General features: G+C 61.6%; 15 protein-coding genes and 1 pseudogene. 12 read left to right on the top strand and 4 right to left on the bottom strand.

Going from position 1 to position 18,455, the window contains the following annotated elements; translation table 11 throughout:
- Nucleotides 1-57 precede the first annotated feature (57 nt).
- On the top strand, nucleotides 58-1,725 hold the full coding sequence (locus ACQKRQ_RS09725) for a Na/Pi cotransporter family protein (RefSeq protein ID WP_427476623.1): 1,668 nt from the start codon (nucleotides 58-60) through the stop codon (nucleotides 1,723-1,725).
- Between the two features lie 31 nt (nucleotides 1,726-1,756).
- Here the strand turns inward: ACQKRQ_RS09725 and ACQKRQ_RS09720 are convergent, their stop codons facing one another.
- The gene (locus ACQKRQ_RS09720; protein WP_408181176.1) at nucleotides 1,757-2,527 is read right to left on the bottom strand and encodes a DeoR/GlpR family DNA-binding transcription regulator; all 771 of its coding nucleotides are present in this window, start codon (nucleotides 2,525-2,527) and stop codon (nucleotides 1,757-1,759) included.
- Nucleotides 2,528-3,092: 565 nt separating this feature from the next.
- Here ACQKRQ_RS09720 and ugpQ point away from each other — a divergent pair.
- The 8 genes from ugpQ to ACQKRQ_RS09680 all read left to right on the top strand — a co-directional run bounded on the left by ugpQ (nucleotide 3,093) and on the right by ACQKRQ_RS09680 (nucleotide 13,179).
- Nucleotides 3,093-3,878, top strand: a complete 786-nt coding sequence (ugpQ, locus tag ACQKRQ_RS09715) for a glycerophosphodiester phosphodiesterase (RefSeq protein ID WP_408181177.1) — start codon at nucleotides 3,093-3,095, stop codon at nucleotides 3,876-3,878.
- Nucleotides 3,879-3,980: 102 nt separating this feature from the next.
- Nucleotides 3,981-5,096, top strand: a complete 1,116-nt coding sequence (locus ACQKRQ_RS09710; RefSeq protein ID WP_132376217.1) for an ABC transporter substrate-binding protein — start codon at nucleotides 3,981-3,983, stop codon at nucleotides 5,094-5,096.
- A gap of 146 nt (nucleotides 5,097-5,242) precedes the next feature.
- Nucleotides 5,243-6,181, top strand: coding sequence for an ABC transporter permease (locus ACQKRQ_RS09705; protein WP_132376216.1), 939 nt, complete (start codon nucleotides 5,243-5,245; stop codon nucleotides 6,179-6,181).
- Complete coding sequence (locus ACQKRQ_RS09700; RefSeq protein WP_427476620.1) at nucleotides 6,178-6,969, top strand: ABC transporter permease; 792 nt, start codon at nucleotides 6,178-6,180, stop codon at nucleotides 6,967-6,969. The genes ACQKRQ_RS09705 and ACQKRQ_RS09700 overlap by 4 nt, the downstream gene beginning before the upstream one ends.
- Nucleotides 6,970-7,001: 32 nt before the next feature.
- A complete protein-coding gene (locus tag ACQKRQ_RS09695) occupies nucleotides 7,002-8,072 on the top strand; it encodes an ABC transporter ATP-binding protein (RefSeq protein ID WP_408181180.1) in 1,071 nt (356 codons plus the stop codon).
- A 400-nt stretch (nucleotides 8,073-8,472) separates the two neighbouring features.
- Nucleotides 8,473-9,753, top strand: a complete 1,281-nt coding sequence (locus ACQKRQ_RS09690) for a dicarboxylate/amino acid:cation symporter (RefSeq protein ID WP_132376214.1) — start codon at nucleotides 8,473-8,475, stop codon at nucleotides 9,751-9,753.
- A 55-nt stretch (nucleotides 9,754-9,808) separates the two neighbouring features.
- Nucleotides 9,809-11,809, top strand: coding sequence for a sensor histidine kinase (locus ACQKRQ_RS09685; RefSeq protein ID WP_427476617.1), 2,001 nt, complete (start codon nucleotides 9,809-9,811; stop codon nucleotides 11,807-11,809).
- Between the two features lie 17 nt (nucleotides 11,810-11,826).
- Nucleotides 11,827-13,179 (top strand): sigma-54-dependent transcriptional regulator, encoded by a 1,353-nt coding sequence (locus tag ACQKRQ_RS09680; RefSeq protein WP_207915662.1) that lies wholly within the window; start codon nucleotides 11,827-11,829, stop codon nucleotides 13,177-13,179.
- A 62-nt stretch (nucleotides 13,180-13,241) separates the two neighbouring features.
- On the opposite strand, the gene ACQKRQ_RS09675 is transcribed toward ACQKRQ_RS09680, so the two are convergent.
- The gene (locus ACQKRQ_RS09675) at nucleotides 13,242-13,772 is read right to left on the bottom strand and encodes a TlpA disulfide reductase family protein (protein WP_132376212.1); all 531 of its coding nucleotides are present in this window, start codon (nucleotides 13,770-13,772) and stop codon (nucleotides 13,242-13,244) included.
- Between the two features lie 171 nt (nucleotides 13,773-13,943).
- Between ACQKRQ_RS09675 and ACQKRQ_RS09670 the strand changes: the two genes are divergently transcribed.
- On the top strand, nucleotides 13,944-14,630 hold the full coding sequence (locus ACQKRQ_RS09670; RefSeq protein ID WP_427476615.1) for a hypothetical protein: 687 nt from the start codon (nucleotides 13,944-13,946) through the stop codon (nucleotides 14,628-14,630).
- A 343-nt stretch (nucleotides 14,631-14,973) separates the two neighbouring features.
- Here the strand turns inward: ACQKRQ_RS09670 and ACQKRQ_RS09665 are convergent.
- Nucleotides 14,974-15,576: pseudogene (locus tag ACQKRQ_RS09665) on the bottom strand (ATP-binding protein); the annotation flags it as partial.
- A 916-nt stretch (nucleotides 15,577-16,492) separates the two neighbouring features.
- Nucleotides 16,493-16,801 carry a helix-turn-helix domain-containing protein gene (locus tag ACQKRQ_RS09660; RefSeq protein ID WP_427476614.1) on the bottom strand — a complete coding sequence of 103 codons (309 nt, stop codon included), beginning with the start codon at nucleotides 16,799-16,801 and terminating at the stop codon, nucleotides 16,493-16,495.
- A 212-nt stretch (nucleotides 16,802-17,013) separates the two neighbouring features.
- Here ACQKRQ_RS09660 and ACQKRQ_RS09655 point away from each other — a divergent pair, with 212 nt between their 5' ends.
- On the top strand, nucleotides 17,014-17,475 hold the full coding sequence (locus tag ACQKRQ_RS09655) for a hypothetical protein (RefSeq protein WP_427476613.1): 462 nt from the start codon (nucleotides 17,014-17,016) through the stop codon (nucleotides 17,473-17,475).
- 417 nt (nucleotides 17,476-17,892) lie between these two features.
- Nucleotides 17,893-18,438, top strand: a complete 546-nt coding sequence (locus tag ACQKRQ_RS09650) for an HAD domain-containing protein (protein ID WP_427476612.1) — start codon at nucleotides 17,893-17,895, stop codon at nucleotides 18,436-18,438.
- Nucleotides 18,439-18,455: the final 17 nt, after the last annotated feature.

The raw sequence follows: 18,455 nt of genomic DNA, 5'->3' as shown, positions 1-18,455 counted from the left end.
CGGTTCGCGCGGCATGCGGTTCGGGTCATGGCAGCAGGAACGGATGCGCAGTGCCTTATGTTGATTCTCCTAAACCTTCTGGCCGGTGTGGCGCTCCTCGTGTGGGGTTCGCACATTGTGCGCACCGGCATCCTGCGAGTCCTCGGCGCTGACCTGCGCAGCGTGTTGGGGCGCAGCACCAGTAGCCGCTGGCGAGCTTTCCTCTCGGGTGTTGGCGTCACGAGTCTCGTGCAAAGCAGTAATGCCACTGCGGTGATCGTCACGTCGTTCGCGGCGCAGGGACTATTGCCGCTCACCAGTGGTCTCGCGATCATGCTCGGCGCCGACGTCGGCACCGCGTTGATGGCGCGGATCCTCACACTCGATCTGTCCTGGTTGTCGCCGATCCTGATTCTGCTCGGCGTGCCGCTGTTCCTTTCGCGAAAGCAAACCCGTCTCGGCCAGGCCGGCCGAACGTTGATCGGCCTCGGCTTGATTCTGCTGGCGCTGCGTCTGATCGTCGAAGCTGCTCAGCCGATGATGCAAGGCGCCGGCGTGCGCGTGATGTTCGGTGCACTGACTGGCGACACCATGCTCGACGCATTGGTCGGCGCCGCGTTCGCCATGCTGTCCTATTCGAGCCTTGCCGCGGTGTTGCTGACCGCGACGCTCGCCTCGTCCGGCGTGATTTCGCTGAAGGTCGCCCTGTGCCTCGTGATCGGCGCTAATCTTGGCAGCGGCTTGCTCGCGCTCCTTGGCACCGTCGCACAAAATGCGGCGGCGCGGCGTCTCGCGTTGGGCAGCTTTGCGTTCAAGCTGGCCGGCGCGCTGCTGATCCTGCCGTTCACTACGCTGCTCGCGCGCGGTCTGCCGGTGCTGATCGCGAATCCGCGTGAAGCCACGGTCGGCTTCCATCTGATCTACAACACGCTGCGTTGCTGCGCGTGCCTCTCGCTGATCGATCCGGTGGCGCGCGTCTGTGTGCGCATCTTGCCCGACCGGCCGATGCCGAATGGCGAGCTGCGGCCGCTCCATCTGGATACCGCGGCGCTGTCCACGCCGACGCTTGCGCTCGCGCATGCCGCACGCGAGGTGCTGCGGATCGGCGACATTGTGCGCACTATGCTCGACAACGTCGCGGACCTGATCCATAACAACAATCTGGACAAAGCGCGCGAAACGGCGCGCATGGACGACGACGTGGACGAGCTCTACGCCGCCGTCAAAACCTATCTGACGCTGATCTCGCGCGAGCAACTCGACGAAGCCGACAGCCGCCGCTGGACCGACATCATTTCATTGACGATCAACCTGGAGCATGCGGGCGACATCATCGAGCGGATCGTGCGCGACATCGAGGAAAAGAAGATCGCCCACCGTCTGTCGTTTTCGGAGGAAGGGCTGGGTGAACTGGACGACTTGCAGACGCGGCTCGTCAGCAATTTGCAGCTTGGCTTGTCGGTTTTTCTGAACAACGATCTGCGTTGTGCCGAGCGCCTGCTCGCGGAGAAGGAGCGCTTTCGTGATCTGGAGCGCGCGTATTCATACCGGCATCTGGACCGGCTCACCGGACAGACCTTGCGAAGCATCGAAACCAGTGCGCTGCATCTCGATCTGATCAGCGACATGAAGCGGCTCAACTCGTTGTTCTGCTCGACCGCCTATCCGGTACTCGACGCAGCCGGCGCGTTGCACGACACCCGCTTGCGCAAGCGTTCGCTGGACACGATGCATGTTAAGGAATAGACCTCGAGTCTTCTGACCTAAGGCCCGAGCCCTAAGCGAGCACGATCTCTTCGAGCTTCTTTTTCAGCGATGCAAACTCGGCGGCTTCGGCCGCCTTTTTGTTGGTGACGAGCACGTCGATCCGCTCGACCGGGCAGTACGAGATACGGCTGCGCTGGCCGATCTTGCTGTAGTCGGCGAGGATCACCACGCGGTCCGCGTTGGCGACCATGGCGCGCGCGACTTCGGTTTCGGCGTGATCGTAGTTGGTCGCGCCATGCCGGTGATCAATGCCGACCGGCGACAGCAGCGCGAGGTCCGCGCGATAGCGCTGGATGTCGAGCACGGTGGTGGCGCCGGTGGTCGCCATGGCGCGGTCGCTGATCGAGCCGCCGAGCAGAATGACTTCGTTGGCGGCTTCGGTTTGATCGACCGCGCCGCGCATCTTCAACGCGACATCGATCGAATTGGTGACGATGGTGAGGTTCGCGAGTTTCGCCAGTTCTTCGGCTAGCGCGGCGGTGGTGGTGCCGGCGTCGATGAAAAGCGTCTGTCCGCTCGCGATCAAACGCGTAGCCGCCTTCGCAATTGCCGTTTTGGATTTGACACGCATATGGGCGCGTTCGGCGATCGGCGCTTCGTCGGCGGGCTTGATCGCGCCGCCGTGCACACGCCGCAGTTCACCTAGCGCTTCGAGATCGAGCAGGTCGCGCCGCACGGTTTCGCGCGACACCCCGAGATCCGCCATGATCCGTTCCGTGGACACACGTTGCAGCGTGGACAGCAACGCGCGAATTCTTTGATGCCGGTCTTCCTGCCACATGCATTTTTCCCTGGATGCGTACGCGCGTTGATTCAGCTTGTATTTAACTGCGACATCGTGGTCACGAATGTGTGTCCGGAGGATGTCAAGCGTACTACTTTAGCCGAATTGTGTTGTATTTTTTTGGCAGCTTGCAAGTTTGTGTATTTCAACTTAGCCTTCGCAGATCGAAGCGCCGAGTCTATTTCGAACATCAAATGTTCGAAAAGGAATTGAAATGTCCGGTTCCGAGCATTTCGCGGCGTTTTTGGCAATTTGATTGACCCGTGCCGCCGCCATAATGGCTCTTGGGGTTTGCCGTCCGGGCGATAGGCCGGTGATGTTTCGCGCTGTGGGATGGCCCCACGCTTCGTCATCCTGACAATGACATTGCAGTGTGCGGCGCGATGAGAACATGCAGCGTACGCCCGGGTATCGCCGCGCTCGCCTTAGCGCGATACTACGCACGGGCTCGCGCGTGGAGACAGCATGAGGCCGCGCTGGATCATGATGGCCGAGGCAGCAGTGATGGCCGGGAACGTGTCGAGAGCATAGTCAACCCGCTCTATCTGAAAGGTAACGAGACGTGGGAAACGGGATTAATCGCACCTTATCCGCAGACTGGCCTTATCCGCGACTGGCTGCGCATCGCTGTGGCGGCACGCTGGCGCCGGAAAACACGCTAGCCGGTTTCGACGCCTGCGTGCGCTACGGCTACCGCATGGTCGAATTCGACGCCAAGCTATCCGCCGACAACCAACTCTTCCTGCTGCACGACGACACGCTCGAGCGCACCACCAACGGCCACGGCGCCGCCGCCGAACACACATGGCAGCAACTGGCAACGCTCGACGCCGGCGCCTGGTACGGACCGCAGTTCGCCGGCACGCGTTTGCCGACGCTCGCCGAGGCGGCCGAGCGTTGCGCGCGCGACGGCATCGCCGCCAACATCGAAATCAAACCGTGTCCGGGCCGCGACGAGATCACCGGCACTTTGGTGGCAAGCGGCGCGCTGACGTTATGGCAAGGCCAGACGCCGCCGTTGCTGTCGTCGTTTTCGTTCGAGGCGCTGGCCGCGGCGCGCGACGCCGCGCCGTCGGTGCAACGCGGCATGCTGTTCGACGAGGTGCCTGACGACTGGCTGCGCATCGTGCGTGAACTGGACTGCGTGTCCTTTCACGCGAACCAACGCTATCTCACGGAGCGGCTGGTTGCGGAGATTCACTGCGCCGGCCTGCGCGTGCTCGCCTACACGGTCAACGACACGGCGCGCGCGCAACTGCTCGCGCAATGGGGCGTCGACATGATTTGTACAGATCGCATCGATACACTGCGACCCGACATGTTCTCGGCGCCGGCCAATCCGGCCTGAACATGGCGCGGGCGCGCAAGTGCAGGAGTGCACGACGCGCCCCGAAGCTCGAATTAGAAATTTTCCAAACGTAGCAATTTCGGCAGAGGATGGGGAAAGACTATGAACCGCACCGCGTTAGCTCGCATACTTTCGATGTCGGCCGTTGCGGGTGTCACCGCCGCCGGCGTCAGCAGCAGCGCTTCGGCCGCGCCGCTCGACGCACTGATCGCCGCCGCCAAGCAGGAAGGCCAACTCACCGTGATCGCGCTGCCGCACGACTGGTGCAATTACGGTGAACTGGTGGCCGGCTTTCAGAAGAAGTACGGCATCAAGATCAACGAATTGAATCCGGACGCGGGTTCGGGCGATGAAATCGAAGCCATCAAGGCGAACAAGGGCAACAAGGGTCCGCAGGCGCCCGATGTGATCGACGTGGGTCTGTCGTTCGGTCCGTCGGCGAAGGCGGAAGGTCTGCTGCAGCCGTACAAGGTCGCCACGTGGAACTCGATTCCGAAAGAGTCGAAGGATGCCGACGGCTATTGGTATGGCGATTACTACGGCGTGCTCGCGTTCGAAGTCAACGCCGACATGATCGACAAGGCGCCGTCGGACTGGAGCGACCTGCTCAAGCCGGACTATAAGAACGCTGTCTCGCTGGCCGGCGACCCGCGCTCGGCCAACCAGGCGATTCAAGCCGTGTACGCCGCCGGTCTGTCGCAAAGCAAGGGCGATGCGAGCAAAGCCGGACAGGCCGGCCTCACGTATTTCGCCAACCTGAACAAGAGCGGCAACTTCGTGCCGGTGATCGGCAAGGCCGCATCGCTCGCGCAAGGTACTACGCCGATCATCGTGCGTTGGGACTACAACGCGCTGGCCGACCGCGACACACTGAAGGGCAATCCGAAGGTGGAAGTGGTGGTACCGAAAACGGGCGTGGTCGCCGGCGTGTATGTTCAGGCGATCAGCGCCTACGCCCCGCATCCGAACGCAGCCAAGCTGTGGATGGAGTATCTGTACTCCGACGAAGGCCAGATCGGCTGGCTGAAGGGTTACTGCCATCCGATGCGCTACAACGAACTGGTGAGCGGCAAGAAAGTGCCGCAAGCGCTGCTCGACAAGCTGCCGCCGCCGTCGGCTTACAAGAACGTGGTGTTCCCGACGCTCTCGCAACAGGACGCGTACAAGGACACCATCACGAAGCACTGGGACGAAGCGGTCGGCGCGAACGTCAAGTAAGCGGCATAGCGTGAGTCGCGGCGGCAACGCAGCACGCGCGCCGCGACGCCGAACCGAAGCCTGAAGTTTTGTCGCCCCGGCGCGCCGCCGCTCGTGATGAGCGCTGCGCGCCGGGTGCGTTTGCCAGATTGCCTCAAGGGTGAGCTATGAGCGCTTCATCGGATGCTGGATCGGTGCAGCCGGAATTGCTGGTTCCGCCTGTGCCCACCCCAACGCCTCGCGTCAACGGTCCAAGCCGCGCGTCGTCGTTGCTCGCCTGGATCGGCGTGGTGCCGTTCTTTACGTTCGCGCTGCTGTTCCTGATTCTGCCGACCGGCTTCCTGATGGTCGGCGCGTTCCAGGATTCGCAAGGCCATTTCACGCTCGCCAATTTCCGCGACCTGCTCCAGCCGACCGTGATGGACGCGTACTGGATCAGCTTCAAGGTGAGCGCCGCCTCCTCGATCGGCGGCGCGGTGATCGGCTCGCTGCTCGCATGGGCGGCGGTGCAGGGCAAATTGCCCGGATGGATTCGTCCGACCTTGATGACGTTTTCGGGCGTCGCGTCGAACTTTGCCGGCGTGCCGCTCGCGTTCGCTTTCATCTGCACGTTGGGGCGGGTCGGGCTCGTCACCGTGCTGCTGAAGAAATACCTCGGCTTCAATCTGTACTCGACCGGCTTCAGCATCCTGAGCTTTTCCGGTCTGACGCTGACCTATCTGTATTTCCAGATTCCGTTGATGGTGCTGATCGTCACGCCCGCGCTCGACGGCCTGAAGCGCGAATGGCGCGAGGCCTGCGATTGCCTCGGCGGCACCGCATATCAATACTGGCGCTACGTCGCGCTGCCGGTGCTGTGGCCGAGCGTGCTCGGCGCCGCGCTGCTGCTGTTCGCCAATTCGTTCGGCGCGGTCGCCACGGCCTATGCGCTGACCGGCAGTTCGCTGAACATCGTGACGATCCTGTTGTACGCGCAGATTCGCGGCGACGTGATGCACAACCAGAATCTCGGCTATGCACTCGCGCTCGGCATGGTGCTTGTCACCGGCCTTTCGAATGGCGGCTACATCTGGCTGCGCTCGCGCGCTGAAAGGGGACGTCGATGAAAAGCCAATCGCGTGTGGGTGCGTGGACCGCGATGATCGTCGGTTCGCTGTACTTTCTCATTCCGTTGATCGCGACATTCGAGTTCAGCCTGCGCATGAAGCGCGGCACCTATAGCTTCGAAGCGTACAGCGTCGTGCTCGGCGATCCGCGCTTTCAGGCCTCGTTCGGCTACTCGATTCTGATGGCGCTGCTGACGATCGTCGTCGGCGTGTTGCTGGTTGTACCGACCGCGTACTGGGTGCAGTTGCGCTTGCCGAAGCTGCGGCCGCTGGTCGAATTCATCACGCTGTTGCCGCTGGTGGTGCCGGCGATTGTGATCGTGTTCGGTTATCTGCGCATCTATAACAGCAGTTCGATTCTGCCGCTCACCAGCAACGAGCGCGCCACCGATCTGCTGCTGGTGTTCGGCTATGTGACGCTCTCGCTGCCGTACATGTACCGCGCCGTCGATGCCGGTCTGCGCGCGGTCGACGTGCGCTCGCTCACCGAAGCCGCCGAATGTCTCGGCGCGAACTGGCCGACGATTCTCTTCAAGGTGATCTTCCCGAACATCCGCTCGGGCATTCTGTCCGGCGCGTTTCTCACCTTTGCGGTGGTGATCGGCGAGTTCACGCTGGCGAGCCTGCTCGACCGTCCCGCGTTCGGTCCGTACCTGCAATTGATCGGTGCGAACCGCGCGTACGAGCCGTCGGCGCTCGCGATCATCGCGTTCGTGATCACGTGGGCGTCGATGGGATTGATTCAGGTATTCGGCTCGGCCCGCGCGATGAGCGGCCAGAAAGTGTGACCAATGAGTTTGACGGACTGAGGCGGCGAATCATGGCATTTCTTGAGATCGAAAATCTGCATAAGTCCTTCGGGGCGAACATTGCGCTGCATCACTTCGACATGCAGATCGAACGCGGCGAATTCATTACTTTCCTCGGACCGTCCGGCTGCGGCAAGACGACGGTGCTGCGCATGATCGCGGGCTTCGAGACGCCGACGCGCGGCATCATCCGGCTCGACAACAAGGACGTCACGCACCTTCGCACGCGGCAACGCAAGGTCGGCATGGTGTTCCAGTCGTATGCGCTGTTTCCGAACATGACGGTGGCCGAGAACATCGGCTTCGGACTGAAGATCACGCATCGGCCGCAGGCGGAGATCAGTCAGCGCGTGGAGGAGATGCTGCAACTGATCAAGCTGCCGCATCTCGGCGGGCGTTATCCGTGGCAATTGTCCGGCGGCCAGCAGCAGCGCGTGGCGCTCGCGCGCGCGCTCGCCGGCAAGCCGCAGGTGTTGCTGCTCGACGAACCGCTCTCCGCACTCGACGCCAAGATTCGCATCTCGTTGCGCCAGGACATTCGCGCGTTGCAACGCGAACTGGGCATCACGTCGATTTTCGTCACGCACGACCAGGAAGAGGCGCTGTCGATTTCCGACCGCATCGTCGTGATGAACGAGGGCCGCGTCGAACAGATCGGCACGCCCTCGGAGATCTACAACTTTCCGCGCACACGCTTCGTTGCGTCGTTCGTCGGCACGCTGAATATCCTGGCCGGACATGTGGTCGATCCGGCGACCGGCAAGATGATCGTGGACGGCCAGGAGCTGACCACCACGCAGGAGTTGCCGTCGAACGATGCGGGCAAGAAGCGCCTGCTCGCGCTGCGGCCCGAAGCTATCGTGCTGGAGCCGGCCGCGCCCGGCCGCAATACGTTGAACGCCACCGTCGAAGAAGTGAATTTCCTCGGCGCCGTAGTGCGCATCCGAACCCGCGTGAAAGACGCCGTGATTTCGCTCGACATATTCAACGACCCGAATCGCGGTTTGCCCGAACGCGGGCAGCCGGTGTCGCTCGGTTTCTCGCACGAGAATCTGCTGGTGCTGGAAGAGGGTAGCGTCTAAACGATACGAGTCAGGCGGCGCTTGCTTCCGGCAACGCACGCCGTATAAAGCCTACGGGTTATCCCGAGGCTGCCGCCACAATGGATTCCGGATTCCCCGACAGCCCTTGTCCGGATTTCCGGAATCCCGGACGGCACATTTGATGAAGCGCCAGAAAACCCATAAGAATCAAGGCGTCGAGCCCGGCATCAAGCTGGCATCGACCTTGCGAAATAGAAGCCGCGGCCGCAACGGTCCGACAACTAAAGCAAGGAGACAACGATGTCCGATTTCCCTTCCCGGTATTTCTGAATTCGTCGTCTTGTCGCGGCCTAATGCCGTGCACAGGCGTGACGACTATTCGTTCGCATGATGCGCAGCGTGGCAGGCCATTGAGCTCATCCACATCGCAGGAACCATCGTGAAGAAACCTATCCACAAAGTGCTGTACGTCCAGGTGATCGTGGCGATCATCATCGGCATCGCGCTCGGGCATTTCTACCCGAATTTAGCCGTCGACATGAAGCCGCTCGGCGACGGCTTCATCAAGCTGATCAAGATGGTGATCGGGCCGATCATCTTCTGTACGGTGGTGACGGGCATCGCCGGCATGGAAGACATGAAGAAGGTCGGGCGCGTCGGTGGCAAGGCGCTGCTGTACTTCGAAATCGTCTCGACCTTCGCGCTGGTGCTCGGCCTGATCGCCACGCACGTGCTGAAGCCGGGCGTCGGCTTCAACATCGACCCGGCGACTCTCGACGGCAAGTCGGTCGCGTCGTACGCCGCCAAGGCGCACGGCCAGACCACGGTCGACTTCCTGATGCACATCATTCCGGACACGCTCTCGTCGGCATTCGCGCAGGGTGAAATCCTGCAGATTCTGCTGATCGCGCTGCTGTTCGGTGCGGTGCTCGCGACGGCCGGCGAGAAGGGCAAGGTCGTGACGAACTTCATCGACGGGCTCTCGCATATCCTGTTCGGCATCGTGCGGATCATTACGAAGCTGGCGCCGATCGGCGCGTTCGGCGCGATGGCCTTCACGATCGGCAAGTACGGTATCGGCTCGCTGCTGCCGATGCTGAAACTGATCGGCACGTTCTATCTGACCTCGATCGTGTTCGTGGTAGTGGTGCTCGGCATCATCGCGCGTGCGGTGGGCTTCAACATCCTGCGCTTCGTGGCGTACATCAAGGAAGAGATGCTGATCGTGCTCGGCACGAGCTCGTCCGAAGCCGCGCTGCCGCAACTGATGCTGAAGCTCGAAAAACTCGGCTGCTCGCGTTCGGTGGTGGGCCTCGTGGTGCCGACCGGTTATTCGTTCAACCTCGACGGCACCAACATCTATATGACGATGGCCGTGCTGTTCATCGCGCAAGCCACCAACACCGACCTCACGTGGACGCAGCAGCTCACGCTGCTGGCGGTGACGATGCTGACCTCGAAGGGCGCGAGCGGCGTGACCGGCGCGGGCTTCATCACGCTGGCCGCGACGCTGGCCGTGGTGCCGACCATTCCGCTGTCGGGCATGGTGCTGATTCTCGGTATCGACCGCTTCATGAGCGAATGCCGCGCGCTGACGAACATCGTTGGCAACGGCGTGGCGACGGTGGTGGTGTCGGCATGGGAAAAGGAACTGGACCGCAACAAGCTGAACGCCGCCTTGCGTGGCGACGTGACCGTCAAAGAGCCGGCCGGCGTTTAAGCCGCGCATCGGCAACGTCTTGTAACGCAACCCTCCCGGCCGCGGACACCAGCGTATGAATCCGGTGCCCGCCGGCCAGACTCCCGCGCCGTCGGCCGACGAGGCTAGCGCCGACGACGCGTCGCCTTATGCCACAATAAACGATCCTCATCGATCGGATATTGCCAACGTGACGCGACGCCTGCTGATCTTCTTCGCGCTCGTCGCCGGGCTCGTGGTGGCGTGCGGGCTCACGTACAGCATCGCGTGGCAAAGCGGCATCGACCATTTGCGGCGCAACGCCTCGGTACGGGTCGACCGTACGACCAGCGCGCTGAAGAGCACGCTCGAACGCTACGAATCGCTGCCTTATCTGCTGGCCGAACATCCCATCGTGCAGGACGTGCTGGTTAGTCCCACTCCGGCCAATGTCGCGCGCGCCAATGTTTATCTTGAAGATCTGAACCGCCACGCGCGCGCCACGGTCACCTACATCATTCCGCTCGACGGCTTCTGCGTCGCGGCGAGCAACTGGCGCGGGCCGGGCAGCTTCGTCGGCGCGGGCTATCAATTCCGGCCGTATTTTCTCGATGCGGTCAAAGGCAGCGTGGGCCGCTTCTTCGGCATCGGCACGATCTCGCAGGCGCCGGGCTACTACATCTCGCAGCCGGTGCGGCGCGAGGGCAAGATCGTCGGCGTGGCGGTCGTCAAACTCGACCTCGAATGGTTTCAGGGCGCGGATGCGTCTGAGCCGCTCGTCGTGACCGACGACCACGGCGTGATCTTTCTGTCGTCGGTGCCGGCATGGAAATACCATACGATCCGGCCGCTGTCGGGGCCCATCGCCGATTCGATCTACCAGGCGCGTCAATACGCGCAGCAACCGATCGCGGCGCTGCCGGTGTCGATCGAACGCACACTCGAAGGCAACGCGCAGATCGTGCGCATTGGCGGCGGCCGCTACGCTCCGCGTTATCTGGCGTCGCGGCGTGGCATGGGCGAGCCGGACTGGCATCTGATCACCCTGTCGCCCGTCGATCCGGTCGACGCCGACGCGCGCAAGGCGACCATCGTGACCGCCTTCGGCTACGTGTCGCTGGTGTTGCTCGCGTTCTACTGGAGAATGCGCCGGGCGCGCGTGCGCGAGGTGATGCGCAGCCGCGCGCTTCTGCAAAAAGCCTATGCCGAACTGAACCGGCGAGTGGCCGAGCGCACCGCGGATCTTTCTCAGGCGAACGAACAGTTGCAGAAGGAAGTGGCCGAACGCACGCGCGCCGAGCAGGAGTTGCGCGCCGCGCACGACGAGCTCATCCAGGCGAGCAAGCTCGCCGCGCTCGGTCAGATGGCCGCCGGTATCACGCACGAACTGAATCAGCCGCTCGCCGCGCTGCGCGGTTTCTCGGACAACACGCGTGTGCTACTCGAGCGCGGCGACCAGGCGTCGGCGCGCGAAAATCTCGAGGCGATCGCCGCGCTCACGGAGCGCATGGGCAAGATCACCAATCAGTTGAAACTGTTCGTCGGACGCGCGCGGCCACGCAGTGCGCGCGCGCCGATCGTGCGGGCGTTGCGCAATGTCGTCGCGCTGTTGCAAAAGCGCTTGCAGGGCGTCGAGGTCGAATTTGCTTTGCTCGATGCGCACAGTGGCATGCGCACGCCGCTGAATCTCGCCGACGATCATCCTGAACTGATCGCGCATTGCGACGATCTGCGGCTCGAACAGGTGTTGATCAACCTGCTCGGCAACGCGCTCGATGCAACCGCCGACGTGCACCCGCCGCGCATTTCGATCGAGATCGAAGTCGCCGATGCGAATCTGTCGTTCGCCGTGAGCGATAACGGCCCCGGCATTCCCGACGAGGTCCTGCCGCATCTGTTCGAACCGTTCTTCACCACCAAGGAAATGGGCCACGGGCTGGGGCTCGGCCTCGCGATCTCGTCGTCGATCGCGCGCGATTGCGGCGGCACGCTGGTGGCGCGCAACGCGCAGGACGGCGGTGCATTATTCGTGTTGACGCTGCGCCGTGCGCGCGTGCAGACGAACCACACATCGGACCCGCTGACCACGGGCTCCTGAATCACACGGAAGACGCCATGCTGAACCACGGCCTGCAAGTGCTGTATATCGAAGACGACGAACTGGTGCGGCGCGCCAGCGTGCAGAGTTTGCAACTGGCGGGCTTCGACGTGATCGGCCATGCCTCGGTGGAGTCCGCGGCGAAGACGATCAGCGCGGACTTCTCCGGTGTGATCGTCAGCGACATTCGCCTGCCGGGCGCAAGCGGCCTCGATTTGCTCGCGCAATGCCACGAGCGCGCGCCCGACGTGCCGGTGATTCTGGTGACGGGCCATGGCGATATTTCAATGGCCGTTCAGGCGATGCGCGACGGCGCGTACGACTTCATCGAAAAGCCTTTCGCGTCCGAACGTCTGATCGAAACCGTGCGGCGCGCGTTGGAGCGTCGCAAGCTGGTGCTGGAGAACCTCGCGCTGCGACGGGAGTTGGCGGAACAGAACTCGGTGGCGCCGCGCATCATCGGCAGGAGTCCGGCCATCGAACAGGTGCGGCGGCTGATCGCCAATGTCGCGCCGACCGACGCCTCGGTGCTGATCAACGGCGACACCGGCGCGGGCAAGGAATTGATCGCGCGCAGCCTGCACGAACTGTCGCCGCGCCGTGACAAACCGTTTATCGCGGTGAACTGCGGCGCGTTGCCGGAGCCGATGTTCGAGTCGGAAATGTTCGGCTACGAGCCGGGCGCTTTCACCGGTGCGGCGAAACGCCGCATCGGCAAGCTCGAACATGCGTCGGGCGGCACGCTGTTTCTGGATGAAATCGAAAGCATGCCGCTCGCCTTGCAGGTCAAGCTGCTGCGCGTGCTGCAGGACGGCGTGCTGGAGCGGCTCGGCTCGAATCAGCCGATTCGCGTGAATTGCCGCGTGGTCGCCGCCGCCAAGGGCGACATGGCCGAGCATGTCGCGGACGGCTCGTTCCGGCGCGATCTGTTGTACCGGCTGAACGTGGTGACGATCGCGCTGCCGCCGTTGGGCGAGCGTCGCGAGGACATCGTGCCGCTCTTCGAGCACTTCTTGCTGGACGCGGCCGTGCGTTATCAACGTCCCGCGCCGATCCTCACCGATCGTCAGCGCGCGAGCCTGATGCAGCGCGACTGGCCGGGCAACGTGCGGGAGTTGCGCAACGCCGCCGACCGCTTTGTGCTCGGCATCGCCGACGATCCGGTCATGTCTTTCGGCGACGACGGCACGGACACGCAGCCCTTGAAGGAGCGCGTCGAGCAATTCGAGCGGGCGGTGATCGCGGAGGCGTTGGAGCAGACCGGCGGCGTGGTCGCGGTCGCGGCAGACAAGCTGCAACTCGGCAAGGCGACGCTCTACGAAAAGATCAAACGATATGGCCTCGCGGCCAAAGGGGAAGGGGAACGGTGAGGATATGAAAACGCCGGCCTTGAGATGCGAGGCCGGCGTTTTTTTGAATCAACTGAATCCCGTCAAGCCGCTTTGAGCGCCTTTTCCAGCAACTGGTCGAGTTCCGCGAATTGCGGTTCGCCGACATAGCGCTTCAGAATCTTGCCGTCCTTGTCGATGAGGAACGTGGTCGGCGTGAGCTGGACGTTGCCGAACTGCTTGGCGGCCGAGCCGTCGTCCATTGCCACCTTGAACGGCAACTGACGAGTTTGCGTGTAGTTGGCCACGTACATCGGTGCGTCGTAGTTCATCGCCACAGCGACGAATTCGAGACCTTGACCCTTGAAGCGGTTATAGGTCTGGACCATCTGCGGCATTTCCTTCATGCAGGTATCGCAGCTCGTTGCCCAGAAGTTGACGAGGTAGACCTTGCCTTTCAGGTCGGCGGTCGAGACTTTCTGGCCGGACAGCAACGTGAAGGTCGCATCAGGCACGCGCTGCTGGCCGGCAAACGCGAAATAACCGGCGATGGCGATCGCAACGGCCACGGCGGCGATGATGATGTAGCGAAGCGGACTCGCGCGCCGGGCGGCGGTGGACGGGGTGGAGCTCATGAACGGAACCTCGAGAGTCGCGCGGTACGCGCGGGACAGTGCGTCGGTTTGGGCTTTCGGCCCGTGCTGAACAGCGTCGCTATTGTAGCCCCATTCCGGCGGCGAGGCAGGACGTCGGCAGGGAGCGGATAATAGGGTTTTACGTTCTCGTCAGTCCGATCTTCTGTCCCCATGTTCCGAACTGTTTTTCGCGTCAGTCGCGTTGGTCGCGTCAGTCACTTCCTCGCTCGAATTCCGTCCCGTCTTACTTCTGCCAGCCGCTCAACGGAGCGCTCTTCGCGTTGTGTGGCGGCCGACTCCACGTCTCGGCTGTCGAGCGCGCGTGCAATCCTCGGCACGCTGGCTTGCACGGTGGTTTTGGGTGCCGCGCTGAGCGCCTGCTCGCCGACCTTCGACTGGCGGACCATCATGAATAACGACAACGGTTATACCGTCGACTTGCCCGCCAAGCCGGGCAACGATCAGCGGGCTGTGCAGATCAACGGCACGCCGATGCAGATGGCGATGCAGACGGCCGAAGCTGGCGACGCCGTCTTCGCGGTCGGCACCGTGATGCTGCCCAACGACGACGCGGTCACGCAACGCGCCGCGCTCGATTTCCTGCGCAACGGCCTGGCCCGCAACGTGGGCGCCGCGCCCGAAGCGCGTGCCGTGCAGATCCCGCTGGCGGCCGGCGGCCAGGTGCTTGGCCTGGAAATGCAGCTGAGCGGCGAGGCGGGTTCGCAACACGAAGCGCGCACCGTCTACGCACGACTCGTCGCGCGCGGCCGGCACGTCTATCAGGCGGCGATCATTGCATCCAAGCCGATGCAGCAGGAACAGATCGACCAATTTTTTTCGTCGTTCCAACTGTATTGAGAGCGGTATTTTTGTCCGATTCGGCGCGTGATGGGGCTCAACTGAGGCGCTGCGCACAGTGAAAGTTCCTTCGCAGCATCGCGCGCTAATTCCCGGTTTACGTTGAAGTTTTCCTGTTACTCACCGCCCCTGTGGATAACTCTGTTGAGAACTCGGGCAAATTGGCCGGAGATGCCCATTCTATGGGCACTCTGTCAGATTCGGCTCGTACAAGGTCGTTAAAAAAAGTCAATCGAATCAATGCTTTTCGGATGCTGCCCGCGACGTACCTTTCAGTTGTTTCAAAATCTATCTGGAACGTGCGCATGTGCATAAGTCAAGTCTTGACAGCAGATTTTTCACCTCATAGGGAGCCAAAAGCCCGGCGATATTGGATCGCTTCGCCGATCTGCGCGGCGCTCGGCATGGGCGCGCCGGCGAGGTCGGCGATGGTGCGCGCCACCTTCAGAACCCGGTAGTAAGCACGCGCCGACCAGCCGAAGCGCTCGCCTGCTTCGCGCAGCAAGGCTTCGCCCGCTGAGTCGGGGCGGCAGACCTCGTCCACTTCTCGTCCTCCCAGTTCGCGATTGGTTTTGCCCTGACGGCTCAATTGCCGCTCGCGGGCGCGGCTGACGCGTGCCGCAATGGCCGCGCTTGTCTCGCCGGCCGCCGTTGAACGGGCGGACAGTTCCGCCGGCGTGAGCGCTGGTATCTCAAGTTGGATGTCGATCCGGTCGAGCAGCGGCCCGGAAAGCTTGCGCAAATAGCGCGCAGCGATCTCGGGTGTGCAGCGGCAGCGGCCGTTGGGATCGCCGCGCCAGCCGCATGGGCAAGGATTCATGGCGGCGATTAACTGGCAGGCTGCCGGGAAATCCGCCTGCAAGGCGGCGCGTGAGATTGTGATGCGCCCGGCCTCAAGCGGCTCACGCAGCGTCTCCAGGGCTTGGCGATCGAATTCAGGAATTTCGCGTTGAGTCACACTTTCGGCCGATTTGTTGTTCAAGTTGCATTCGGCTCGGCATCAGAGCTTTCATTTATATCAATAACCTTTCAGCGCCGCGGCGTGCCTGTCAAACCATCGGGTAGCTGTTGCTACAACACCGGTGGCAAGTGAGATGGTGTCGAGTAGCAGTCTTTCTATTTGAAAGACGAGTAGCGGGTTTGTGGGCGCGACCTGCCCGTTGACGCCGAAGTGTGAATCGCGGAGTGTAATATCGGGTAGTCGATAAGGGGACGGATGTGGCTACACGGTTCTCGGAACGTGAACTGGCTCGATTGCGCGGGCTCGACGTGCTGACCGTACTCACAGTGCTAGGGGTCTACATGAAGCGTGACACTTCGTTTCAACCCATCACGGACGTCGAGACAGAACGGTTCCATGTAAATGCGGGTGGCCGCGACTTTGAACTACTAGTGAGAGGGCGGAAATTTTTTGACACTCGAGCCCGAATAGGCGGCGGGGGCGCAATCGACCTCACCATTCACCTATTTCGTGTTCGATTCGGCGACGCTGTCCGGATGTTGGTGGAGAAAGGACTTTAACTGCTAGCAATGAGCAGACATAGGTGGTCCGTTCTGTCGTTGGTGCGGTCAATTCGTCCTCTGCAACCTCAAATGCTGTCGAAGCCGTCCCGAAATGGCGAGCCGCATAAATTTGCTGACTAAACGGTAGATGACTTCTACCCAACCTTTAGCAAACCACCGCTACCTTGACGCCAGCGAGCTTGCCGACATCCTCGGCCTCTCCGTGCGCACAATCACCCTGCGAGCAAGACACCGCCCTTGGCTGCTACCACCGCGCGCCACCGTCTACGACCACGACCTATTCCGCTGGCGACAGGACGTCGTTGAATCATGGCTCGCCGAGAACTTGAGCGAGTCGGTCAAATTTTAGATGACGTGCGCCGAGCTTTTTTGACGGTCCGACTCTCAGCCGCGACAGGCTCGTCCTCTCCCTCAATTTTTGCCAGCAATTCCGCTGGGTCCACTTGAAGTGCACCCGCTAGCAGCACAATGTTGTCGAGGGAAATATTCGTAATCATCCGCTCAACTTGGCTAACGTAGGTGCGATGCAATCCCGCCAAGTCGGCCAACGCCTCCTGCGAGATTTTTTGCGTGGCCCGTAGTCGCTTTAGATTCTTCGAAAGCCGACTCCGTAGTTGGGCCTGTATGGGCTTCAGCTCTTCTTTCATATGGCTGAAGCATCGCCCAACGCATCGAATGTATCTACAGCTTAAGCGTCGACGCAGTTTGAATCTACAGAGTTTACATCTACATGTTTTACCTCTACACTGCATCGGCAAGTGACGTTCCTCCTAGGGGAACACGGGTCACCTTCGTCGAAAATTGAGCTGGCCTTCTCGGGCATCTGCAGCCTCTTTGCAAAAACCGCGGGAGAAGTAACTTGGAAATCGTTCATGTGCACTACGTGCCGGCGACAATTCGTGCCGCTCTTACTCGCATCGGCGCTCCGGTCACCATAGAGATTGAGGGCGAAAGCATTGAACTGCCGCCTCAAGTGTTGCCGGGCGAGGTCGAATGGCGGGCTGACTTACTGAAGTGGCTTGTTCGCAAATGTGTGAGCGACTACATCGGAACGCCTGTACAGCAGCGAGATGAGTTTGACGGCGCCATCGAGCTGCAGTTAATAGTGCATACGGGCCTACATCCGTTGGAAGCGCGAACGGTTGTCCAGGAGGCGTATGCATTGCTCGGCGGATTGACTGCCGACGAGTATGAGGACATGACCAATGGCAACCCTCTTTTCGCGGGGCATGTTCAGGTCGAATGGGATGGACTTAAAGCGCGGTACGCCAAGATTCTTCGCAGCAGCGTCGAGTCACCACGCAGTAGCACGCCTCGCTGATGACCGTTCGGATTGGGCAACGCGCCCGCGGCGGAAGCTACTATGGGTCGACTGTTCATGGTGAGGGCCCATGAGGCGGAGCGGCAAAAACCCTCGACGAATGGGCACTGTGACCGACCGCGCGCTTGAGTTTGCACTTGCGGATGTTTCAAAGGAATTCCGCCGCCGGTTGCTGAGGCATTGCAGGCGATATAGGCGAGATTTCAAACACCAAGCCACTAACCATTTCAAGCAACGCGTCCGAACGTTGCTTCGCAAGTCCTTCCGGGATGCGTTGCTGCATGCATCCACTAAGAAATCTGCGAAGCAGCGCAACGTCCTTGCCTACATCCTGGCTGCGGCATCGGTACCGCGGAATTTGCAACTTGCGGGAGCACCTGCTGAGTTAGCGCGGGTGCGACAGCGAAAGGGGCACAAATGAGCGAACGCAATGACGGGGCACAGATTGACCCACACAGGCCAGCCGTGTACTTGGGATTCAGCTCCGTGCTGCATCGAGGTGAAGGTCTCCTTGACGATTTGGGCACGGTTACTTTGGACTCCGGTGAGCCGCCTTTCCACTATGGACCTTTGCTGATTGACGTCCTCATGCCGTACCCCGACGTTCAGCTTGTCTTAACGACTGCGTGGGTCAGAAAGTTGGGCGAACAACAAACGGTCGCTCTGTTGCCAAAAGAACTAGGAAATCGGGTTGTTGACACTACTCTGCGCTTCCCACCTCGGCTTGGCGAGCTTCGCGATGGCACTGCCCGCGTCGGGTCGATTTTTAGGCATGCTGCTACGGCGGGCATGCGGACATGGCTGGCACTTGGCGATGACTTGTATGGTGTGCCTCGAGACGCAGAATCACACTTCTTGCGCGTGTCAACGGAAACCGGACTTGCGACGCCCGGCACTCTGGAGGCGCTTCGCGCATGGCTTGCTACCAATGCAAATCCCGGACGGTCTCAACGACCATCGTAAGTTGATGTTTGAGGAGA

The organism is Paraburkholderia sp. NPDC080076 (assembly GCF_050281145.1).
GTDB lineage: Bacteria > Pseudomonadota > Gammaproteobacteria > Burkholderiales > Burkholderiaceae > Paraburkholderia.
The sequence above is the reverse complement of the archived record's forward strand: the minus strand, read 5'-3'. Positions and strand labels throughout refer to the sequence as shown.